19 protein-coding genes are annotated in these 19,130 nt (G+C 70.6%); 11 read left to right on the top strand and 8 right to left on the bottom strand.

Features of this window, described 5'->3' with window-relative positions; genetic code table 11:
- Positions 1-36 precede the first annotated feature (36 nt).
- Positions 37-2,820 carry a penicillin acylase family protein gene (locus ACFXJ5_RS12325; protein ID WP_384630279.1) on the bottom strand — a complete coding sequence of 928 codons (2,784 nt, stop codon included), beginning with the start codon at positions 2,818-2,820 and terminating at the stop codon, positions 37-39.
- A 161-nt stretch (positions 2,821-2,981) separates the two neighbouring features.
- Here ACFXJ5_RS12325 and ACFXJ5_RS12320 point away from each other — a divergent pair, with 161 nt between their 5' ends.
- From ACFXJ5_RS12320 to ACFXJ5_RS12305, 4 genes are all read left to right on the top strand, one after another.
- The gene (locus tag ACFXJ5_RS12320) at positions 2,982-4,520 is read left to right on the top strand and encodes a potassium/proton antiporter (RefSeq protein ID WP_384630356.1); all 1,539 of its coding nucleotides are present in this window, start codon (positions 2,982-2,984) and stop codon (positions 4,518-4,520) included.
- 186 nt (positions 4,521-4,706) lie between these two features.
- Positions 4,707-6,002, top strand: coding sequence for an MFS transporter (locus ACFXJ5_RS12315; RefSeq protein ID WP_384630278.1), 1,296 nt, complete (start codon positions 4,707-4,709; stop codon positions 6,000-6,002).
- Positions 6,003-6,068: 66 nt separating this feature from the next.
- Positions 6,069-6,380 carry an FmdB family zinc ribbon protein gene (locus ACFXJ5_RS12310; RefSeq protein ID WP_384630277.1) on the top strand — a complete coding sequence of 104 codons (312 nt, stop codon included), beginning with the start codon at positions 6,069-6,071 and terminating at the stop codon, positions 6,378-6,380.
- 195 nt (positions 6,381-6,575) lie between these two features.
- Positions 6,576-7,589 carry a zinc-dependent alcohol dehydrogenase family protein gene (locus tag ACFXJ5_RS12305; RefSeq protein ID WP_384630276.1) on the top strand — a complete coding sequence of 338 codons (1,014 nt, stop codon included), beginning with the start codon at positions 6,576-6,578 and terminating at the stop codon, positions 7,587-7,589.
- On the opposite strand, the gene ACFXJ5_RS12300 is transcribed toward ACFXJ5_RS12305, so the two are convergent.
- Positions 7,567-8,214: a helix-turn-helix domain-containing protein gene (locus ACFXJ5_RS12300; RefSeq protein WP_384630275.1), complete on the bottom strand. Its 648-nt coding sequence runs from the start codon at positions 8,212-8,214 to the stop codon at positions 7,567-7,569. The two genes, ACFXJ5_RS12305 and ACFXJ5_RS12300, sit on opposite strands and share 23 nt — an antisense overlap.
- Positions 8,215-8,499: 285 nt before the next feature.
- Between ACFXJ5_RS12300 and ACFXJ5_RS12295 the strand changes: the two genes are divergently transcribed.
- From ACFXJ5_RS12295 to mscL, 3 genes are all read left to right on the top strand, one after another.
- Complete coding sequence (locus ACFXJ5_RS12295; protein ID WP_384630274.1) at positions 8,500-8,976, top strand: hypothetical protein; 477 nt, start codon at positions 8,500-8,502, stop codon at positions 8,974-8,976.
- A 94-nt stretch (positions 8,977-9,070) separates the two neighbouring features.
- Positions 9,071-9,475 (top strand): MscL family protein, encoded by a 405-nt coding sequence (locus ACFXJ5_RS12290; protein WP_384630273.1) that lies wholly within the window; start codon positions 9,071-9,073, stop codon positions 9,473-9,475.
- Between the two features lie 40 nt (positions 9,476-9,515).
- Complete coding sequence (mscL, locus tag ACFXJ5_RS12285) at positions 9,516-9,986, top strand: large conductance mechanosensitive channel protein MscL (RefSeq protein WP_384630272.1); 471 nt, start codon at positions 9,516-9,518, stop codon at positions 9,984-9,986.
- A gap of 21 nt (positions 9,987-10,007) precedes the next feature.
- Here the strand turns inward: mscL and ACFXJ5_RS12280 are convergent, their stop codons facing one another.
- From ACFXJ5_RS12280 to ACFXJ5_RS12260, 5 genes are all read right to left on the bottom strand, one after another.
- A complete protein-coding gene (locus tag ACFXJ5_RS12280; RefSeq protein WP_384630271.1) occupies positions 10,008-10,184 on the bottom strand; it encodes a hypothetical protein in 177 nt (58 codons plus the stop codon).
- Between the two features lie 89 nt (positions 10,185-10,273).
- Positions 10,274-12,298 (bottom strand): fructose-specific PTS transporter subunit EIIC, encoded by a 2,025-nt coding sequence (locus tag ACFXJ5_RS12275; protein WP_384630270.1) that lies wholly within the window; start codon positions 12,296-12,298, stop codon positions 10,274-10,276.
- A 40-nt stretch (positions 12,299-12,338) separates the two neighbouring features.
- Positions 12,339-13,289, bottom strand: a complete 951-nt coding sequence (pfkB, locus tag ACFXJ5_RS12270; protein ID WP_384630269.1) for a 1-phosphofructokinase — start codon at positions 13,287-13,289, stop codon at positions 12,339-12,341.
- On the bottom strand, positions 13,286-14,059 hold the full coding sequence (locus tag ACFXJ5_RS12265; RefSeq protein WP_384630268.1) for a DeoR/GlpR family DNA-binding transcription regulator: 774 nt from the start codon (positions 14,057-14,059) through the stop codon (positions 13,286-13,288). The genes pfkB and ACFXJ5_RS12265 overlap by 4 nt, the downstream gene beginning before the upstream one ends.
- 324 nt (positions 14,060-14,383) lie before the next feature.
- Positions 14,384-15,370: an RNA polymerase sigma factor RpoD/SigA gene (locus tag ACFXJ5_RS12260; protein WP_384630267.1), complete on the bottom strand. Its 987-nt coding sequence runs from the start codon at positions 15,368-15,370 to the stop codon at positions 14,384-14,386.
- Between the two features lie 188 nt (positions 15,371-15,558).
- Here ACFXJ5_RS12260 and ACFXJ5_RS12255 point away from each other — a divergent pair, with 188 nt between their 5' ends.
- A complete protein-coding gene (locus ACFXJ5_RS12255; RefSeq protein WP_384630355.1) occupies positions 15,559-16,086 on the top strand; it encodes a GNAT family N-acetyltransferase in 528 nt (175 codons plus the stop codon).
- A 143-nt stretch (positions 16,087-16,229) separates the two neighbouring features.
- Positions 16,230-16,874: a peptidoglycan-binding protein gene (locus ACFXJ5_RS12250; RefSeq protein WP_384630266.1), complete on the top strand. Its 645-nt coding sequence runs from the start codon at positions 16,230-16,232 to the stop codon at positions 16,872-16,874.
- 4 nt (positions 16,875-16,878) lie between these two features.
- On the opposite strand, the gene ACFXJ5_RS12245 is transcribed toward ACFXJ5_RS12250, so the two are convergent.
- On the bottom strand, positions 16,879-17,379 hold the full coding sequence (locus ACFXJ5_RS12245; RefSeq protein WP_384630265.1) for a MarR family winged helix-turn-helix transcriptional regulator: 501 nt from the start codon (positions 17,377-17,379) through the stop codon (positions 16,879-16,881).
- 113 nt (positions 17,380-17,492) lie between these two features.
- Here ACFXJ5_RS12245 and ACFXJ5_RS12240 point away from each other — a divergent pair, with 113 nt between their 5' ends.
- Together ACFXJ5_RS12240 and ACFXJ5_RS12235 are read left to right on the top strand one after the other, a co-directional pair.
- Positions 17,493-18,275 (top strand): dioxygenase, encoded by a 783-nt coding sequence (locus ACFXJ5_RS12240; protein ID WP_384630264.1) that lies wholly within the window; start codon positions 17,493-17,495, stop codon positions 18,273-18,275.
- Positions 18,276-18,298: 23 nt separating this feature from the next.
- Positions 18,299-19,054, top strand: a complete 756-nt coding sequence (locus ACFXJ5_RS12235) for a hypothetical protein (protein WP_384630263.1) — start codon at positions 18,299-18,301, stop codon at positions 19,052-19,054.
- Positions 19,055-19,130: the final 76 nt, after the last annotated feature.

Here is a 19,130-nt window from a genome sequence, read left to right as displayed (position 1 = left end):
CCTCGCCCCCGGACCCCGGACCCCGGACGGGCCGGTCTACGGCGTGAGCGCCAGCGTGTCCGACGTCGACGCCTCGACCTTTTTCTCGGAGAAGACCCATGGCAGGAGCTCGCCTCTTGCCCATTTGGTGGTCTGGTCGGAGTAGTGGGCGCTGTAGGCGTGGCCGGAGGCGCCGGTGAGGTTGATCCAGCGGGATTTGTCGAAGTCGGCGAGGGAGACGACCATCCGCATGGACGGCACCCAGACGACGTCGTAGCCTCCGGCCGCGTTCCAGCCGGTGGCGTTGACTGCCGCCTCGCCGCCGCCGACGTTCCAGGGGCCGCGGTTGAGGAGCCACTTGACGACGGAGGGGCCGGAGGTACCGAGGGTCTGGTTGTTGAGTTCGAGCTTGTGGAGGCGGCCCCAGCTCCAGGTGTCGATGTCCTTGCCGAGCTTGGCGGTGAGCTCGTAGCGGGCGTCCTTCATGGCCTGGGCGAGGAGTTCGTCGCGGGTGGTGCGCTGCTTGTCGCTGTTCTTGTCGTAGAAGGCCGTGGGGGACGAGATCCACCACTCGTTCGTCTTGTCGTTCAGGATCGAGCGGACCACCTCGAACCAGCGGTCGCCGCCGTCGGGCTGGGCCTGGTCGGGGGCGCGTTCGCCGCATTCGCGTACGAGCTTGGCCTTGCCGTTGAGGTCGTCGACGGGGCCGGACTGGTCGGTGGCCGGGACGGTGAGGCACTGGCCCACGGGGCGTAGTTCCTTGGGGAGCTTGTTGCCGAAGGCGAGCTTGAGGGTGTTGCGCCAGACCGCGTTGAAGTAGGCCGCGGCGGCGGAGTCCGAGTCCTGGTTGTAGTCCCAGGTCTCCAGGAGCTTCTGGGCGTCGCGGACGTAGTCGTTCTTGTCGTTCTTGATGTCGATCTTGGTCAGGATGGGGACGAGCAGCTTGGCGATCTCGCTGCTGCTGTCGTTCTGCATCTCCTGCATGTCGTCCATGGAGATGAGCCCACCGTCCTTGATCTTGGACTTGATGAGGTTGTTGATCCGCTGGCTGCGCGTGCCGTAACCCCAGTCCTCGGTGATCAGGTAGGGGTACTTTCTCTGGTCGACGGCAGCCTGGTTGGCGGTGACGATGTAGCCGCTCGTCGGGTTGTACTCGGTCGGCATCTGGCTGTACGGGATGTAGCCCGTCCAGCGGTAGCTGGAGTCCCAGCCGGGTGCCGGGTAACGGCCGTCGCCCTTGGCGCGGATGGGGACCTGACCGGGGGCCTGGTAGCCGATGTTGCCCTGGGTGTCGGCGTAGATGAGGTTCTGGGACGGGACGGCGAAGTCCTTTGCCGCGGCGCGGAACTGGGTCCAGTCGGTGGCGGTGTCGATCTCGAAGACCGCGTCCATGGTCTTGGAGGGGGTGAGCGCGGTCCACTTGAGCGAGACCGCGTAGCCGTTGCCGCGGTCGGGGGCGGAGCTGCCGACCGGCGCCTTGTCACCGACCTTGAGCAGCTCGGAGTCGCGGTCGGAGATCACCGGGCCGTTGTTGGTGGTTCGTACGGTGATGGTGTGGCTGGCGCCGCCGGCGACCTTGATGGTCTCCTTGCGGGTGGCGAACTTCTGCTGCTTGCCGTCGTAGAGGTAGGTGTCGCTGGTGACCTTCTCGAGGTAGAGGTCGGTCACGTCGGCGCCCATGTTGGTCATGCCCCAGGCGATGTCCTGGTTGTGGCCGATGACGACTCCTGGCATGCCGGAGAAGGTGTAGCCGGCGACGTCGAAGGGGCAGGCGCTGCTGACGGTGTTGCAGTGCAGGCCCATCTGGTACCAGAGCGACGGCATCTGGGGGGCCAGGTGCGGGTCGTTGGCGAGCATGGGTTTGTGCGTGGTGGTGTATTTGCCGGAGACGACCCAGGAGTTGGAGCCGATGCCGCTGCCGGACGGGCCGAGCAGGGACGGGATCTCGTCGAGGGTGTTGGAGAGCGCGGAGAGCTGCGACTCGACGTTGGAGGCGGCAGTGGAGGCGGACGTCGTGGTCGCGGACGCCGTCGTCGCGGACGTGCCGGTGCTCGTCGTGCCGGTGGTGCCCGTTGTGCCTGTCGTGCCGGTGCCGCTGGTCCCGGTCGTGCTCGTCGTGCTCGTGGTGGAGCTGCTGTCGACGATCGGGGCGTTCCGGCTGTACGGGTAGTCCGGGTACAGGTCGGAGATCTGCTGGGAGCTCAGGCGGCTGGTGAGCAGTGAACGGTCGATCTCGTCCTGCATGTTGCCGCGCAGGTCCCAGGCCATGGCCTTGAGCCAGGCGACCGAGTCGACGGGGGTCCACTTCTCGGGCTTGTAGTCGTTCTCGAACTTCAGGGCGGCGTACTCGACCGACAGCGAGGAGCCGCTGTGGTTCGCCAAGTAGGCGTTGACGCCGTCGGAGTAGGCCTGGAGGTACTTCTTTGTCGTGGCCGAGAGCTGGTGGTCGTACTCCTCCTGCGCGGTCTTGCGCCAGCCGAGCGTGCGCAGGAAGGCGTCGGTCTCGACCTGACCGCTGCCGAACATCTCCGAGAGCCGGCCCGAGGTCATGTGCCGGCGCACATCCATCTCGTAGAAGCGGTCCTGCGCCTGGACGAAGCCCTGGGCGCGGAACAGGTCCTCGGCGGTGTCGGCGTAGATCTGCGGGACGCCGCTGCTGTCGCGCTTGACCTGGACGGGGCTGGAGAGGCCGTCGAGCTTCAACGTACCGGTGGTCTGCGGGAAGGACGCGCGGACGGTGTCGACGCTCCAGTACGACCCGTAGCCGATGCCCGCCACGAGCAGGATCACGAGCCCCATCACAAGGAGGCGCGTGCGGCGGGATTTCTTCTTGGCGGGCATCGATGTCCTTCGAGGGGCAGGGTGGACCGATTGCTGGGTCACACCATAGGCGCAGCGCCTGAGCGTCCCCTACGCGGAGTCACCGAGATCGCCCAAGTCTCAAGTGCAGGTAAAATATTAGGTAAGGCAACGAACTTCCAGCCGAACTTCGTGCCCCTCCCCTGTCACCGGCCCAGTGGAAGGACCGTCTCCTGACTGTCGACCGGCTCAACGAACTCCTGCTGGTGTGCGCGGCGGTACTGCTCATCGCGGTGGTCGCGGTGCGTCTCTCGTCGCGCAGCGGGCTGCCCAGTCTGCTCATCTACCTGGGCATCGGCGTCGCCATAGGGCAGGACGGGCTGGGGGTGCGCTTCGACAACGCCGAGCTGACCCAAGTACTGGGATATGCGGCACTTGTGGTGATCCTGGCGGAGGGCGGGCTCGGCACCCACTGGCGGGAGATCAGGCCGGCGGTGCCGGCGGCGGCCGTTCTGGCGACGGCCGGCGTCGCGGTCAGCGTCGGCATCACAGCGGCCGCGGCGCACTATCTGGTGGACCTGGACTGGCGGCAGTCACTCATCATCGGCGCGGTGGTGTCGTCCACGGACGCGGCGGCGGTCTTCTCGGTGCTGCGGAGGGTGCCGCTGCCGACCCGGCTGACGGGTGTGCTGGAGGCGGAGTCGGGCTTCAACGACGCCCCGGTCGTCATACTCGTCGTCGCCTTCTCCACGGCCGGGCCGATCGAGCACTGGTATGTGCTGATCGGTGAGATCGTTCTGGAGCTGGCGATCGGGGCCGCCGTCGGACTGGCGCTCGGCTTCCTGGGTGCGTACGCGATGCGGCATCTGGCGCTGCCGGCCTCGGGCCTCTACCCGATCGCGGTGATGGCGATCGCCGTGCTGGCCTACGCGGGCGGGGCGCTGGCGCACGGCTCGGGCTTCCTGGCGGTGTACGTGGCCTCGCTGGTGCTGGGCAATGCCAAGCTGCCGCACGGGCCGGCGACGCGGGGCTTCGCGGAGGGGCTGGCATGGATAGCGCAGATCGGCCTGTTCGTGCTGCTGGGGCTGCTGGTGACCCCGCATGAGCTGGGCGACGACCTCTGGCCGGCGGTGGTGGTCGGCCTGGTGCTGACGGCGTTGGCGCGGCCGGTGTCGGTGCTGCTGAGCCTGGCGCCCTTCCGTACGCCGTGGCGGGAGCAGGCGCTGGTGTCGTGGGCGGGGCTGCGCGGGGCGGTGCCGATCGTGCTGGCGACGATCCCGATGGTGTCGGGGGTGGCGGACAGCCGGCGGATCTTCAACATCGTCTTCCTGCTGGTGATCGTATACACCCTGGTGCAGGGGCCTACGCTGCCGTGGCTGGCGCGGTGGCTGCGGCTCGGCGACCCGGAGGCGGCCGCCGACCTGGGCATCGAGTCGGCCCCGCTGGAACGGCTGCGGGGGCATCTCCTGTCGGTCCAGATCCCCGAGGCCTCACGGATGCACGGCGTGGAGGTCGGCGAGTTGCGGCTGCCCGCCGGGGCCGGGGTGACGCTGGTCGTTCGCGACGGGACGAGCTTTGTGCCGCTGCCCACGACGGTGCTGCGGCGCGGGGACGAACTGCTCGTGGTGGCGACCGACCCGGTCCGCGACGAGTCGGAGGCGCGGCTGCGGGCGATCGGACGTGGCGGAAAACTCGCAGGCTGGCTGGGTACCGGCGGTCGTGGGGACGGCGGAACACGCTAGGATAGGTGGCTGTTGAAACATGATGGAAATGCTGGAAACACCAACTCTGTCTGATGAAGAGCTGGCGCAACCGCTTGGCGGCCGGGTACCGACCCGGTATCTACCCCGGTACGGCGCGAGAGGACAGTTCTCGGCGCAGCCCCTGAAGTGACGGGGCCCGCTACCAGGCGGCAGAAAGGCCCGGCCGTGGCATCCACGGTCACTCGTTCGCCCCGAGAGGGGTTCAAGCCCGGATACGGGCAACTGCTGCGCACGCCCGGCGCGTGGGGCTTCCTGCTGCCCGGCTTCGCGGCGCGGCAGCCCTTCGCGATGCTGACCATCGGCATCGTGCTGCTCGTCGAGCACACGACGGGCTCCTACGGCACGGCGGGCGTGGTCGCCGCCGCCACGGGCGTCGCCATGGCGCTGTTCGCGCCGCAGAGCGGCAAGCTCGCCGACCGCTACGGGCAGGGCGCCGTGCTGATGCCGGGCGTGCTGGTGCACGCGGCGTCGGTGGCGCTGCTGACCGTGCTGGCGCTGGCGCACGCCCCGCTGTGGGCGCTGTTCGTGGCCGCTGTGCCGGCGGGTGCCTCGGTGCCGCAGGTCGGTCCGATGGTGCGGGCCCGGTGGGCGGCGACGCTGGACTCCGGATCGCCGCTGATGCAGACGGCTGCGGCCTTCGAGTCGGTGACGGACGAGTTCACCTTCGTCATCGGCCCGGTGCTGGCCACCGCGCTGTGCGCCGGCGTGCACCCGGCGGCCGGTCTGGTCGCCGAGGCCTCGCTGACGCTGGCCGGCGGGCTGCTGTTCGCCGCCCAGCGCCGGACCCAGCCCGTGCCGAACCGCGTCGCCGAGGAAGCCGGGGCCGCCCGCGAGAAGCGCGCCTCGGCGCTGACCGTGCCGGGTGTGCGAGTGCTGGCCGTGGCCTTCCTCGGCATCGGCGCCGTCTTCGGCGGTATGCAGGTCTCGCTGACCGCCTTCGCACAGGAGGCCGGGCAGCCGGGGATCAACGGCGTGCTCTACGGGATCTTCGCGGCCGGCAACATGCTCGCCGGCCTCGTGTGCGGTGCCATCGCCTGGAAGACCGGCCCGCGCCGCCGCCTGCTCGTCGGCTACGCCGCCCTGACCCTGGCCGCGTCGACCCTGTGGGCCGTCCACTCGGTGCCGCTGATGGGCGCCGCCGGGCTGCTGGTCGGCCTGTGCATAGCTCCGGCGCTGATCACCGGCTTCACCCTGGTCGAGGGCCTGGTCCCGGCGACCGCGCGCACCGAGGCCTTCACCTGGCTCACCGGCTCGGTCGCCCTGGGGCAGGCCGCGGCGGTCACTGTCGCCGGTCAGCTGGCCGACGGCTTCGGCGCCAGTGCCGGGTTCGTGGTGCCGCTGGCCGGCACCGCCCTGGCCCTGGCCACGGTGGTCGCCCTGCGCGGCCGGCTCGCCCGGCGGCCCGCCGGCCGGGTCGTGGCCCGTGGGATCGGTCACCAAGTGCCGGTCGCAGTGGACTGAGGACGCGGAATGCTGCACTATTGACCGTCGTTAGCACTCACTGAGTGAGAGTGCCAGGAGGAGCAAGTGCCGACCTACCAGTACCAGTGCACCGCTTGTGGCGAGGGCCTCGAGGTGGTGCAGAAGTTCACCGACGACGCGCTCAGCGAGTGCCCGGCGTGTGACGGACGCCTGCGCAAGGTCTTCTCAGCGGTCGGTGTCGTCTTCAAGGGCTCCGGCTTCTACCGGACCGACAGCCGCAGCTCGTCGTCCAGCAGCACCCCGGCGGCGAAGCCCGCCGCTTCCGGCGGCAGCGACTCGAAGCCGTCGAGCACGCCGAGCACCACCAGCTCCTCCAGCGCCGGGACCGGCTCGTCGAGCGGCAGCTCGGCCGCCTGAGCACCGTCGCAGCCTGATTCCTCGTTCGGGCCCCGCCGATTCGTCCGGCGGGGCCCGAACGCATGTCGTGACGGACATCACAGTCGAAGCTCCCTTGGTTGGTTGGTTGGTCGGGTGGGGGTCTTTGGGGTGGGGGTCTTTCGGGCGGGTGGGTCGACGCGGGCGTCCAACCGCGTCAGGACGCAGACTGGAAGCATGCTGAGCGGGTGGGTCGTGGACCGGCCGGGGCGGATGGTGACGGAGCCCCTGGCGAAGGTGCGCCGCCCGGTGCCGGAGCCGGGGCCGGGTGAGCTGCTGCTGCGGGTCGAGGCGTGCGGGGTCTGCCGGACGGACCTGCACCTCGCGGAGGGCGACCTGCCGCCCCGCCGGCCCGAGACCGTACCCGGCCACGAGGTGGTCGGCCGGGTGATCGGCACCGGGTCCGGGGTCACCCGCTTCCGGGAGGGCGACCGGGCCGGGGTGGCCTGGCTGCGCGGCACCTGCGGGATCTGCCGCTACTGCACGGCCGGCCACGAGAACCTCTGCCCCGAATCCGTCTACACCGGCTGGGATGCCGACGGCGGCTTCGCCGACTACACGCTCGCGCCCGAGGAGTACGCGTACGAGCTGCCGGACGGCCCCGAGGCGGCCCAGCTGGCGCCGCTGCTCTGCGCGGGGATCATCGGCTACCGCGCACTGCGCCGCAGCGACCTGCCGCCTGGCGGGCGGCTCGGCATCTACGGCTTCGGGGCGTCGGCACACCTGGCCGCACAGGTCGCGGTGGCCGAGGGGGCCACCGTCCATGTGCTGACCCGGTCGGAGCCGGCCCGGGTGCTCGCCCTGGCGCTGGGCGCGGCCTCGGCGCGGGACGCTCGGGAGGCGCCCCCGGAGCCGCTGGACTCGGCGATCCTCTTCGCGCCGGTGGGCGACCTGGTGCCCGTGGCGCTGGAGGCCCTGGACCGCGGCGGGACACTCGCGGTCGCCGGGATCCACCTCACCGACATCCCCGTACTGAACTACCAGCGCCACCTCTTCCAGGAGCGCCAGCTGCGCAGCGTCACCTCCAACACCCGGCAGGACGGGCGGGAGTTCCTCGCTCTGGCCGCCCGGATCGGGATCCGGGCCGTCGTCACCCCCTATTCGCTGAATCGCGCCGACCAGGCGCTCACCGATCTGGCCGAGGACCGGGTCAACGGGGCCGCCGTGCTCATCCCTGACTCTCGCGTATGAGGCAGCCGCTGACCCGGTCCGGGATGATGCGTATCCACAGGTCCCGCTTCCCCGCGGCTTCCTCCTCGGACGGTGTGACGCGCTCGGCCGTGCCGACGGCGAGCACGCTCCACCCGGCGGCGATCGCCTCGTCGACCTGATCGATCTCGAAGCCCACCTCGCTGCCCACGGCGGCGGCCGGGGCCTCGCCTGACTCGGTCCGGTAGACGATCGCGCCGGCGATGACGGCGTAGTTGACCGGCAGGACCGCCGGGCCGTCGTCCGTGGCCAACGCGAGCCGTCCGACGCCGTGTTCGGCCAAGCGGCTCCAGCAGTCGGTCGGGTCCATCTCCTGCAGAACGGTCTGAGGGGGCGGCGCAAGGGCCTCCGCCGGATGCTCGGGGCCCACGCCGAGCAGTTGTCTGCCGGTCGTGCGGAGGGCGGCGGCGAGCCGCAGCAGCGCGCTCGAACCGATCGTGTCCGACTGCTCCTCCACGTACTGAACATAGCTCGGTGCCATGCCGGCCCGTGCCGCCACCTCCTCCAGCGTCAGTCCCAGCTGTTCGCGCCGCAGCGCCACCCGGCGGCCGACGTCCCCCGGCTGGTGCGCCGTCTTGTGAGGCACGGTCTTGTGGGGCACGGTCATCACCTCCGCCTCCGCGTATCGAACGAATGTCTGTTACCAGCAGAGCACCCGAGCGGCGGCTTGGCCAGAGTCGCCCCATAATGTCCATCGAACGGGTGATCGAGTTATCCACAACCGGCGAGTTATCCACAGGTTGGGGGCGGCTCGCTGCGGGGTGTCCGGGCTGTGGGGCATGGTGGAGATCAGTCAGCCGAGCGGCAGGGACAGGGGGTGGTCGCGTTGTCTGAGAGCAGCGTGGGTCGAGTGGGTGTGTCGGGGACTCTCCCCCGGCCTGGCGGCTGGGCGGTGCCCCCACCGCCGTGCGGGGTGCCGGTCTTCGGGCCGATCCGGGCGGGCGGCGGGCGGCACCGGATCCGCCGGGCGGTCCGGATCCGGCGCAGGGCGATGGCGGCGGGCCTCGCGGTCACCGCGGCGGCCCTCGCGGCCTCCGCGCCGCGCGGTGACGCCAGGGTGGTGCGTACGCCGCGGGCCGCCGCCTCGCCCGTGACGGCGCGGGAGGTGGTGCGGGCACCGGTGCGGATCGCCGACGCGGCAGCCGTGGGGTTGCTCAGACCGGGCGACCGGGTGGATGTGCTGGCCGGTGCGCGGGTGGTCGCGCGGTCCGTGCCCGTGGTCGGGGTGCCGGAGGCGCGGGCCGACGAGCCGACGGACGGGCCGCCCCCGGACGGCGGGGCGCTCATCGTGCTGGCGGTGCCACGTCCGACGGCAGCCGCGCTGAGCGGGGCGGCCGCGAACTCGGCGCTGGGGGTGGTGCTGTGCTGAGCCCCGGGTTCCGGCCACTCGAAAGCATGCAATCAACCTCCATACAGGTGCGAGGGGTTGGCCGTTCCGGCGCCGAAGCGAACAATCGACCGGTGTGAAGGGTTTCAAGGAATTCCTGTGGCGCGGCAATGTCGTCGAGCTCGCCGTCGCGGTCGTCATCGGTACGGCCTTCGGCGCGGTGGTCGACGCGTTCGTCAAGGGCGTGCTCAATCCGTTGATCGGAGCGTTCGGGTCGAAGAACCTCGACTCGTACGCGTCCTGCATCAAGGGGCCTTGCACCATCGCCGGTGGCGAGGTCACGAAGGGGGTCGCCGTCCTGTGGGGTTCCGTCATCGGGGCGGCGGTCACTTTCACCCTGGCCGCCACCGCGGTGTACTTCGTGGTCGTGCTCCCGCTCAATGCGTACAACCGCCGCAAGAAGCAGGTGGGCGAGCCCGTACTCTCGGAGGCCGATCTGCTCACCGACATCCGTGACCTGCTGGCACAGCAGCGCCGCTAGCCGGGGTCACGGCTGAAAGAAAACGAAGGGACTGTCTCTGTTGAAGGGCTTCAAGGCCTTCCTCCTGCGAGGCAATGTCGTCGAACTGGCCGTCGCCGTCGTGGTAGGCGCGGCGTTCAGCAAGATTGTCGACGCGTTTGTGAAGGGCATCATCAACCCGGTCGTCGGGCTCATCGGCACGCAGAACCTCGACGGCTACGCGTGGTGCCTGAAGGCCCAGTGCCAGGTCAGTGCGGCGGGTGAGATCAAGTCGGGCGTGGCCATCGCCTACGGTTCGGTGCTCGGCGCGGCGTTGACGTTCACGATCACGGCAGCCGTTGTCTACTTCCTGCTGATTCTGCCCATGAACAAGTTCAACGAGCGGCTGAAGAACGGCAAGGAGGAGGCACTGGCTCCGACCGAGGTCGAGCTGCTGACCGAGATCCGCGATCTGCTGGCCCGCGAGGCGGCGGGGCGGGATGTGACGGTGCCCGCGCCGACCGATCACGGCGGGGCGAAGAGCTTCCGCTAGTCGCCGGCTCGGCCCAGAGGCTCAGAGGTGGTGCGGGGGCTTCTCGTCGAGAAAGCGGGCGAGATCGGCGGCGCTGCCACTGCTCTGGGCCGGGCGGTCACCCCAGCCGGCATCGCTGTCGTCCGCCGAGGGGCGGTCCAGCGGGTCGTCGAAGATCAGCGCGGCGGCGGGATCGGGGTTGGGGGCGGGGGTGCTCATACGGTCAAGGGTACGGGTCCGCCCGTACGCCGAAGGCCCGGCCACACGTCGGGGGAAGGACGCGTGGCCGGGCCTGACCCGGGGCCGGATTATGCGGCGACGGGGACCTTGGCCTCGGCGGCGGCCTGGGCGGCCTCGGCAGGGGCGAGCTCAGGGGTCTTACGGAGGCCCTTGAGCAGGATCACCAGACCGGCGGCAACCGCGGTGCCGGCGGCGATGGCGATCAGGTAGAGGAACGGCTTGCCGATCAGCGGGACCACGAAGATGCCGCCGTGCGGGGCGCGCAGCGTGTTGCCGAACGCCATGGCCAGGGCGCCGGTGACCGCGCCGCCCACCATGGAGGACGGGATGACCCGCAGCGGGTCGGCGGCCGCGAAGGGGATCGCGCCCTCGGAGATGAAGGAGGCACCGAGGACCCAGGCGGCCTTGCCGTTCTCGCGTTCCTCCTCGGTGAAGAGCTTGCCGCGGACCACGGTCGCCAGGGCCATGGCGAGCGGCGGGACCATGCCCGCGGCCATGACGGCGGCCATGATCTTCAGAGAGCCGGGGGTGGGGTTGGTGACCGCGATGCCGCCGGTGGCGAAGGCGTAGGCGACCTTGTTGACGGGTCCGCCGAGGTCGAAGCACATCATCAGGCCGAGGATGACGCCCAGGATGATCGCGTTGGCACCGGACAGGCTGCTCAGCCAGTCGGTCATCCCTTTCTGGGCCGAGGCGATCGGCTTGCCGATCACGACGAACATCAGGAATCCGACGACGATCGAGGACAGGAGAGGGATGACCACCACCGGCATCACGCCACGCAACGTCTTGTGGACGTGGACCTTCTGGATGGCGAGGACCACCGCACCCGCGATCAGACCGGCGATCAGACCGCCGAGGAAGCCCGCCTTGATGGTGACCGCGATATAGCCGCCGACGAAGCCGGGGACCAGTCCGGGGCGGTCCGCCATGCCGTAGGCGATGAAGCCGGCCAAAACCGGGATCAGGAAGCTGAAGGCCCCGGCGCCGATCTGGAACATCAGGGCGGCCCAGCTCGCCTTGTCGGCCCAGTCGAAGTGATCGACGACGGACTTGGCGTTGACGATCTCGTAGCCGCCGACCGCGAACGACAGGGCGATCAGCAGACCACCTGCGGCGACGAACGGCACCATGTAACTGACGCCCGTCATCAGCCACTTGCGGAGCTTGGTGCCGAAGTGGTCGTTCGCCCCGGCGCCCTTGTCCATCGGGACGCCGCCACCTGCGGCGGGGGCGGTGGCCTCACCGCGGGCCGCCTTGCCGCGGGCCTCGTCGATGAGCTCGTCGGGGCGGTTGATGCCCGCCTTGACGCCCACGTCGACGGTCGGCTTGCCGGCGAAGCGCTCCTTCTCGCGGACCTCCACGTCGTGGGCGAAGATCACGGCGTCGGCGGAGGCGATGACTGAGGGGTCGATCCGGGTGAAGCCGGCCGAACCCTGGGTCTCGACGGTCAGCGCTATGCCCTTGTCGGCGGCGGCCCGCTGCAGGGACTCGGCGGCCATGTAGGTGTGGGCGATGCCGGTCGGGCAGGAGGTCACCGCGACGATGCGGAAGGGCTCGTCCGCCGGAGGGTTGGTTGCCGCCGCGCCCGAAGAGGAGGCCACTCCCGGGGTCTCGGGTGCGGCGGCGGTCTGGGGTTCCGCGGACGGTTCGACGTCACCGCGGATGAGGGCCGCGACGTACTCCGCGTCGTCGGCGGAGCGCAGCGCGCCCGTGAAGTCGCCGTCCATCAGGCGGCGGGCCAGCGCTGACAGGATCGTCAGGTGGTCGCTGTCCGCGCCCGCCGGGGCGGCGATGAGGAAGATGAGGTCGGCCGGACCGTCGGGCGCACCGAAGTCGACCTTGGCGGCGCTGCGGCCGAAGGCGAGGGACGCCTCGGTGACGTGCTCACTGCGGCAGTGCGGGATACCGATGCCGCCGTCGAGCCCGGTCGGCATCTGCAGCTCACGGGCCGCCACGTCGGCAAGGAAGCCGTCCAGGTCGGTGACCCGGCCAGCGGCGACCAGACGCTCCGCGAGGGAACGCGTCGCGGCTTCCTTGGTGTCGGCGGTCAGGTCGAGATCGACCAGATCCGCGGTGATCATGTCGCTCATCGCGCGGCTCCATTACGAGAGGAGTTGGGGACGTGGTTCCTCACGCCGGCTCCCGAAGGAGACGGTCGATCGGGACATCGGTGGTCGTGGTGACCGCCGAGGGTTCGAGGTCCTCGGGCGTCGGCATGACGCTCCCGGGGAGTTGGACGGCGGCCGCGCCGTGCGCGACGGCCGAGGCGAGGGCGGCGGCGCCGGTGCCGCCCGCGGTGAGGAAGCCCGCGAGCGAGGCGTCGCCGGCGCCCACGTTGCTGCGTACGGCGCCTGCGGGGACGTCGGCACGGCCGTAGTACGTGCCCGTGTCGTCGACCAGCAGCTGGCCGTCGGCGCCGAGGCTGGCGAGGACGGCGCGGGCGCCCATCGCACGCAGCTCGTCGGCGGCCTTGACCGCGTCGCCGATGGTGGTGAGCGGGCGCCCGACGGCCTGGGCCAGCTCCTCGGCGTTCGGCTTGACCACGTCGGGGCACTCGCGCAGCGCGGCCAGCAGCGACGGGCCCGAGGTGTCCAGGGCGATGCGGGCTCCGGCGCGGTGGGCGCGGACGACCAGCTCGGCGTACCAGGCGGGGGCCAGGCCGCGCGGCAGGCTGCCGCAGCAGGCGATCCAGTCGGCGCCGGCGGAGCGGGTGCGTACGGCGTCGAGCAGCGCCTCGGACTCGGCGGGGCACAGGTGGGGGCCGGCCGCGTTGACCTTGGTGAGGGTGCCGTCGGGTTCGGCGATGGAGATGTTGATCCGGGTCCGGCCGCTGATCTCGACGCCGGCCGCCTCGATGCCCTGCTCGGCCAGGAGCCGGGTGAGCAGTGCGCCTTCCGGCCCGCCGAGCGGAAGCACGGCGATCGTGCGCTGCCCGGCCGCGGCGACCGCGCGGGAGACGTTGACGCCCTTGCCGCCGGGGTCGACCCGGTCGGCGGTGGCGCGGAGCACTTCGCCGCGGTCCAGGGACGGCACCTCGTACGTACGGTCCAGGCTCGGGTTGGGGGTGACGGTCACGATCATGCGCGCACCACTTCCGTGCCGGCGCGCTCGATCGCGCGGGCGTCCTCGGGGCTCAGTCCCTGGTCCGTGATCAGCACGTCCACGTCGGCCAGCTCGCCGAAGCGGGCGAAGTGCGCCTGCCCGAACTTCGAGGAGTCGGCGAGCAGTACGACCCTGCGGGCGGCGCGGATCATGGCCCGCTTCACCGCTGCCTCGGCGAGGTCGGGGGTGGTCAGGCCGCCCTTGCCGTCGGTGGCGAGGGAGAAGCCGTTGGCGGCGATGAAGGCGACGTCCGCGTTGATGTCGCCGTACGCGTTGAGCGCCCACTCGCCGACGGCTGCGCGCGTGCGGTGGCGTAGCCGGCCGCCGACCAGGTGGAGGGTGAGGTCCGGGTACTCCGCGAGGCGGGCGGCGATGGGGAGGGCGTGGGTGACGACGGTGAGGCGGGAGTCCAGGGGAAGGGCGGCGACGAAGCGGGCGGTGGTGGTGCCGGCGTCGATCACGACGCTGCCGTCGGCGGGTAGCTCGGCGAGGGCCGTTTTGGCGATGCGGTCCTTCTCGTCGGCGGCGGTCGCCTCGCGCTCGGTCAGGTCGGGCTCGAAGTCCAGGCGGCCGGTGGGGATCGCACCGCCGTGCACGCGTCGAATGAGGCCGGCTCGGTCCAGCGCCTTCAGGTCCCGGCGGACGGTCTCGGGCGTGACGTCGAACTCCTCGGCGAGGGAGGGGACGTCGACGCGACCGCGGTCGCGGGCGAGGCGCAGGATTTCCTGCTGGCGCTCCGGTGCGTACATGTCTGGGTGAGTCCGTTTCGTGTCCGAACCTGTGGTTTCGGCACACCGTACGCCCGCGTTGCGGGAAAGTAAACAGACTCGGGCAATATTCGGGCCGACCCGGGCATCGGGGGCCGGATCAGTGGGCCTGCGGCGGTTGGAATCCCCCACCCCGCCTCTTCCCGAAACCGGGCTCCGCCCGGGACCCGCTGGGGCTCTGCCCCAGCCTTCGACCGGGGTCCCCCGGACCTCAGACGCCGGACGGGCTGAATTCAACAGTGAGCCCCCGGTGCCGGGGGGAGGGCACCGGGGGCTCGGCTCAGGGAGGCCGCAAGCCGTGAGCGGTTAGGCGGCTTCGTATGCAAGACCTGATGCTCGGGCCATGCGCTTGAGATCGGCAAGAGCGTGCTTCTCGATCTGGCGGATGCGCTCGCGGGTGAGGCCGTGCTGCTTGCCGACCTCGGTGAGGGTGCGCTCGCGGCCGTCCTCGATGCCATAGCGGGCACGGATGATGGAGGCGGTGCGGTCGTCGAGGCGGCCGATCAGGTCCTCCAGCTCCTCGCGGCGCAGCATGACGAGGACGGAGTCCTCGGGGGAGGCGGCGGAGGTGTCCTCGACGAGGTCGCCGAACTGGGTCTCGCCCTCGTCGTCGACGGCCATGTTGAGGCTGACCGGGTCGCGGGCCCAGTCGAGTACGTCGGCGATGCGCTCGGGCGTGGAGTCCAGCTCGGCCGCGATCTCGGCGTGCTCGGGGTCGCGTCCGTGCTCGCGGTTGAACTCGCGCTGGACGCGGCGGACGCGGCCCAGCTCCTCCACGAGGTGGACGGGGAGCCGGATGGTCCGGGACTGGTCGGCGATGGACCGGGTGATGGCCTGACGGATCCACCAGGTCGCGTACGTCGAGAACTTGAAGCCCTTGGCGTAGTCGAACTTCTCGACGGCGCGCACCAGGCCGGCGTTGCCCTCCTGGATGAGGTCGAGAAGCGGCAGGCCGCTGCGCGGGTAGCGTCGGGCTACCGCGACGACGAGGCGCAGGTTGGAGCGTATGAAGACGTCCTTGGCGCGGGCTCCGTCGGCGGCTATCGCCTCGAGCTCCTCGCGGCTCGCGGCCGCGCCCTGTCCGAGCTCCTCGCCTGCCAGGAGCTGCTCGGCGTAGACGCCGGCCTCGATCGTCCTGGAAAGCTCGACCTCCTGCGCGGCGTCGAGCAGCGGAGTACGCGCGATCTCGTCCAGGTACATCCCGACGAGGTCGCGGTCCGCGATCTCGCCGTGGCCTGTGCGAGCGCTGCTGTTCCCGCCAGCGGTACGACGGGCGACGGCACGGGTTGCCATGCGTGCTCCCTTGCGAAGGTTCGGTCGGGTGTCGGTTGAGTGGGTTCAGAAGCAGTTACCGTGCAGCTGCCCACTCGAAAAGGGATAACGACTGGAATCCGGACACAATTCCCATCCATGCCGCCGATTTTTACGATCTTGCAGTACCCTGTGCGGCCACACAGGGAGGTGGCTCGTTGCCAGAGCGTATGGACGTCCAGGTCAGGCCCGGTCGGGAGGAGGATCTGGAGGCCCTCACCGAGCTCTACAACCACTACGTCCGTGAGACCCCGATCACCTTTGACCTCGAACCCCTGACGCCGGAACAGCGCCGCCCGTGGCTGGTCTCCCACCCGGAAGACGGGCCGTACCGCCTTTTGGTTGCCTGCGAAGCGGTCCGCGGCCCCAACCCCGGCCGGATCCTCGGATACGCCACCAGTAGCCCTTTCCGGCCCAAGGCGGCTTATGCCACTTCCGTCGAGGTCACCGTCTACCTCGCGCCCGACGTGGGCGGCCGGGGCATCGGCACCCTCCTCTACGAGGCGCTCTTCGAAGCCCTGGCGACCGAGGACCTGCACCGCGCCTACGCCGGCGTCGCCCAGCCCAACGAGGCCTCGGAGCGGCTGCACGCGCGCTTCGGCTTCCGGCCGGTCGGGGTGTACCGGGAGGTCGGGCGCAAGTTCGGGCGGTATTGGGACGTCGCTTGGTACGAGAAGGAGCTGAACGCCGAGCCCTAGAACCCCTGCCACGGCGGTCAGTTGGCGTCGCCTAGCGCCTCCGCCGCCCCTCGGGAGGCACAACGCGCAATGTCACCCGAACCGGCGACAACGGCTCCTAGCGTCAGCGTCGGGGGGAGTCAGAGGAGCCCAGGGAGGCTGATGTGGCGACCGAATCCAAGCGGACGGTCATCGAACCGACGCGGGTCATCGGGCCGCTCAGAACGGCCCGGCGACTGGACGACGACGAGCTGTTCCGCCCCACGGAGTCCGCGAAGACCATGGAGCCCACGCAGGCCGCCAAAGCCTCCGAGGCGCCCCAGGCATCGCCCCCTCCCCCGCCGCCACCCCCGGACGACGACACCGAGGTCCTGGACCTGCGCCCCCACCGGCGCCCCGCCCCATGGCGGAGGGCCCGCCTGTCCGCGATCATTGCGGCGAGCATCGGCGGCGGGTTCATCCTCGCCCTCGTCCTGACCGCCCGGATCGTCGTCCCGGCGTCCCCGACCGCCCCCCAGAGCAGCGCAGGCCCCAGCGCCCGAGCGAGCGCCTCCGCGCAGCCGCAGGCCGCCGTGCTGCGCCAGGGCGACAGCGGCACGGACGTCTCCGACCTGCAGTCGCGGCTGCTCCAGATCCCGGACGTCTACCCGGACGGCAGGGTCGACGGCCGGTACGACACCGTCCTCGCCGCGGCGGTGGCCCGTTTCCAGCTCTGGTACGGGATCCGCGGCGACGAGGACGGGGAGTACGGGGACGCGACGCGCCGGGACCTGGAGTCCCGTACGACGGCAACCGGCACAGGTAGCTGACGGGTCAGCGCAGCCAGGGCAGGTCGGCGGCCGTGCCCAGCCGCGGCTGGAGGCCTTCCGCGATCACGCGGTGGATCTCGCCGAGCTGCTGGATCTGCTCCGGGGTGAGCCGGTCGAAGATGGCGTTGCGGACCGCCTCGACATGGCCGGGGGCGGCGGCGGTCAGCGCCTCGAGGCCCTCGTCCGTCAGGACGGCGAGCTGGCCGCGCCGGTCGCTGGGGCAGTTCTCGCGGCGGACCCAGCCGTTCTGCTCCAGGCGGGAAATGGCATGGGAGAGGCGGCTGCGCGTAATCTTCGAGCGTTCGGCCAGTTCGGTCATGCGCATGCGGCGCTCGGGCCTCTCGGAGAGCCACACGAGCAGGGCGTAGTACGCGTGCGGCATGCCCGCGTCGCGCTGGAGCTGCCGGTCGAGGGCGTCGGAGACCAGCTGGGCAGACGCGATGTAGGCGCGCCAGGCGAGCTGCTCCTCCTCGCTCAGCCAGCGGGGTTCTGCGGTCGTCGTCATGTTTCCAGTTTATTGACTTCGCTTGAATTTTCAATAATCCGGCCGTATCGTCTTTCCTGAAGCCAATGGCTTGAATCTTCAAGATCTTCACGTGCTTTAGGAGCGAGCAAGCGATGAGCACCCCCACCCGCGAAGAGCGCATGCCCGCGATCTACCTCTCGCACGGCGCCCCGCCGCTCGCCGACGACCCCGTCTGGCCCGGCGAGCTCGCCGCCTGGTCCGCCGACCTGCCCCGCCCCAAGGCGATCCTCATCGTCTCGGCGCACTGGGAAGAGGCCCCGCTGGCGCTCGGCGCGACGACCACCGTGCCTCTCGTCTACGACTTCTGGGGCTTCCCCCGGCACTACTACGAGGTCCGGTACGCGGCCCCCGGCGCCCCCGCGCTCGCCGACTCGGTGCGCAAGCTGCTGCGTGGCGCCGGCACGCCGGTGCAGGACTTCCCGGACCGCGGCCTCGACCACGGGGCGTACGTACCGCTGGTGGAGATGTTCCCGGCGGCCGACATCCCGGTGCTGCAGATCTCGATGCCGACGCTCGACCCGGTGAAGCTCCTCGAGATCGGCCGGAAGCTGGCGCCGCTGCGCGACGAGGGTGTGCTGATCATCGGGAGCGGCTTCTTCACGCACAACCTGGCCGCGCTGCGGCAGGCGGCGGTGCCCGGCTGGTCGGCGGAGTTCGACGACTGGGGCCGGCGCGCGCTGGAGGCGCAGGACATCGACGCGCTGCTCGACTTCGGCCACAAGTCCCCCGCCGGGCAGCTCGCACACCCTCGTACGGAGCACTTCGCACCCCTGTTCGTTACGCTCGGTGCCGCCGGGGACGAACTCGGCGAGCAGCGCAGCGTCATCGACGGTTTCTGGATGGGCCTGGCCAAGCGCTCCATCCAGATCGGCTGAACGAACGGGATCCCCACACCACCATGAGCACATCGAAGAACAGCAAGGCCGCCAAGGCCAACACCGCTGAGCGCCGCGCCCGAGTCGCGGCTCAGCGCGAGGCGGCCAAGCGCGCGGAAGCCCGCCGCACCCTCATACGCCGGATATCCATCGGCGCCGGCGTGCTCGTCCTGGCCGGCGGAGTCGTCACCGGCGCGATCCTGGTCCACGACGCGGGCGGCGGGTCGACGTCCTCCACCGCCAAGGGCAACGGCATCAAGTCCGTCCCCGCCACCCCCCTGACCGCCGTCAAGGGCGCCGCCACCTCCCCACCGTGGGCCGCCCCGACGAACGCCTCCGCCCGTGCCAAGGCCGCCGGGCTGCCGATGCTCGGCGCCGAGGGCCAGGTGCTGCACATCCACGCCCACCTGGACGTCATCGTCAACGGCAAGGCCGTGACCGTACCGGCGAACATCGGCATCGACGAGGTCCAGCAGCAGCTCAGCCCGCTGCACACGCACGACACGACGGGCGTCATCCACATCGAGTCGCCCACGAAGGCCGACTTCACCCTCGGCCAGGTCATGACCGAGTGGGACGTGGCGCTCAGCGACAAGGGCATCGGCGGCCTGAAGACTGGCGGCGGCAACCAGCTGCACGTCTACGTGGACGGCAAGGAGCAGACCGGCAATCCGGGCGCGATCAAGCTCGCCGCGCACGAGGAGATCGCCGTCGTCTACGGCAAGGACACCAGCAGTGTGAAGGTGCCGAGTTCGTATACCTTCGCCAAGGGCGAGTAGCCCAACGGCGAACAACGCCAAGGGCGGACAGCCCGAAGGGCCCCGCCTCCTTGCACGAGGCGGGGCCCTTCTTCGT

It is taken from the genome of Streptomyces sp. NPDC059373 (assembly GCF_042751495.1).
Lineage (GTDB): Bacteria > Actinomycetota > Actinomycetes > Streptomycetales > Streptomycetaceae > Actinacidiphila.
This window is presented reverse-complemented; position numbering and strand designations above follow the sequence as displayed.

Excerpts from the sequence above, each read along its gene's own strand:
- ACFXJ5_RS12325 (WP_384630279.1), bottom strand. The coding sequence starts at position 2,820 with ATGCCCGCCAAGAAGAAATCCCGCCGCACGCGCCTCCTTGTGATGGGG.
- ACFXJ5_RS12305 (WP_384630276.1), top strand. The coding sequence starts at position 6,576 with ATGCTGAGCGGGTGGGTCGTGGACCGGCCGGGGCGGATGGTGACGGAG.
- ACFXJ5_RS12300 (WP_384630275.1), bottom strand. The coding sequence starts at position 8,214 with ATGACCGTGCCCCACAAGACCGTGCCTCACAAGACGGCGCACCAGCCG.
- ACFXJ5_RS12280 (WP_384630271.1), bottom strand. The coding sequence starts at position 10,184 with ATGAGCACCCCCGCCCCCAACCCCGATCCCGCCGCCGCGCTGATCTTC.
- ACFXJ5_RS12275 (WP_384630270.1), bottom strand. The coding sequence starts at position 12,298 with ATGAGCGACATGATCACCGCGGATCTGGTCGATCTCGACCTGACCGCC.
- pfkB (WP_384630269.1), bottom strand. The coding sequence starts at position 13,289 with ATGATCGTGACCGTCACCCCCAACCCGAGCCTGGACCGTACGTACGAG.
- ACFXJ5_RS12265 (WP_384630268.1), bottom strand. The coding sequence starts at position 14,059 with ATGTACGCACCGGAGCGCCAGCAGGAAATCCTGCGCCTCGCCCGCGAC.
- ACFXJ5_RS12260 (WP_384630267.1), bottom strand. The coding sequence starts at position 15,370 with ATGGCAACCCGTGCCGTCGCCCGTCGTACCGCTGGCGGGAACAGCAGC.
- ACFXJ5_RS12255 (WP_384630355.1), top strand. The coding sequence starts at position 15,559 with ATGGACGTCCAGGTCAGGCCCGGTCGGGAGGAGGATCTGGAGGCCCTC.
- ACFXJ5_RS12245 (WP_384630265.1), bottom strand. The coding sequence starts at position 17,379 with ATGACGACGACCGCAGAACCCCGCTGGCTGAGCGAGGAGGAGCAGCTC.
- ACFXJ5_RS12240 (WP_384630264.1), top strand. The coding sequence starts at position 17,493 with ATGAGCACCCCCACCCGCGAAGAGCGCATGCCCGCGATCTACCTCTCG.
- ACFXJ5_RS12235 (WP_384630263.1), top strand. The coding sequence starts at position 18,299 with ATGAGCACATCGAAGAACAGCAAGGCCGCCAAGGCCAACACCGCTGAG.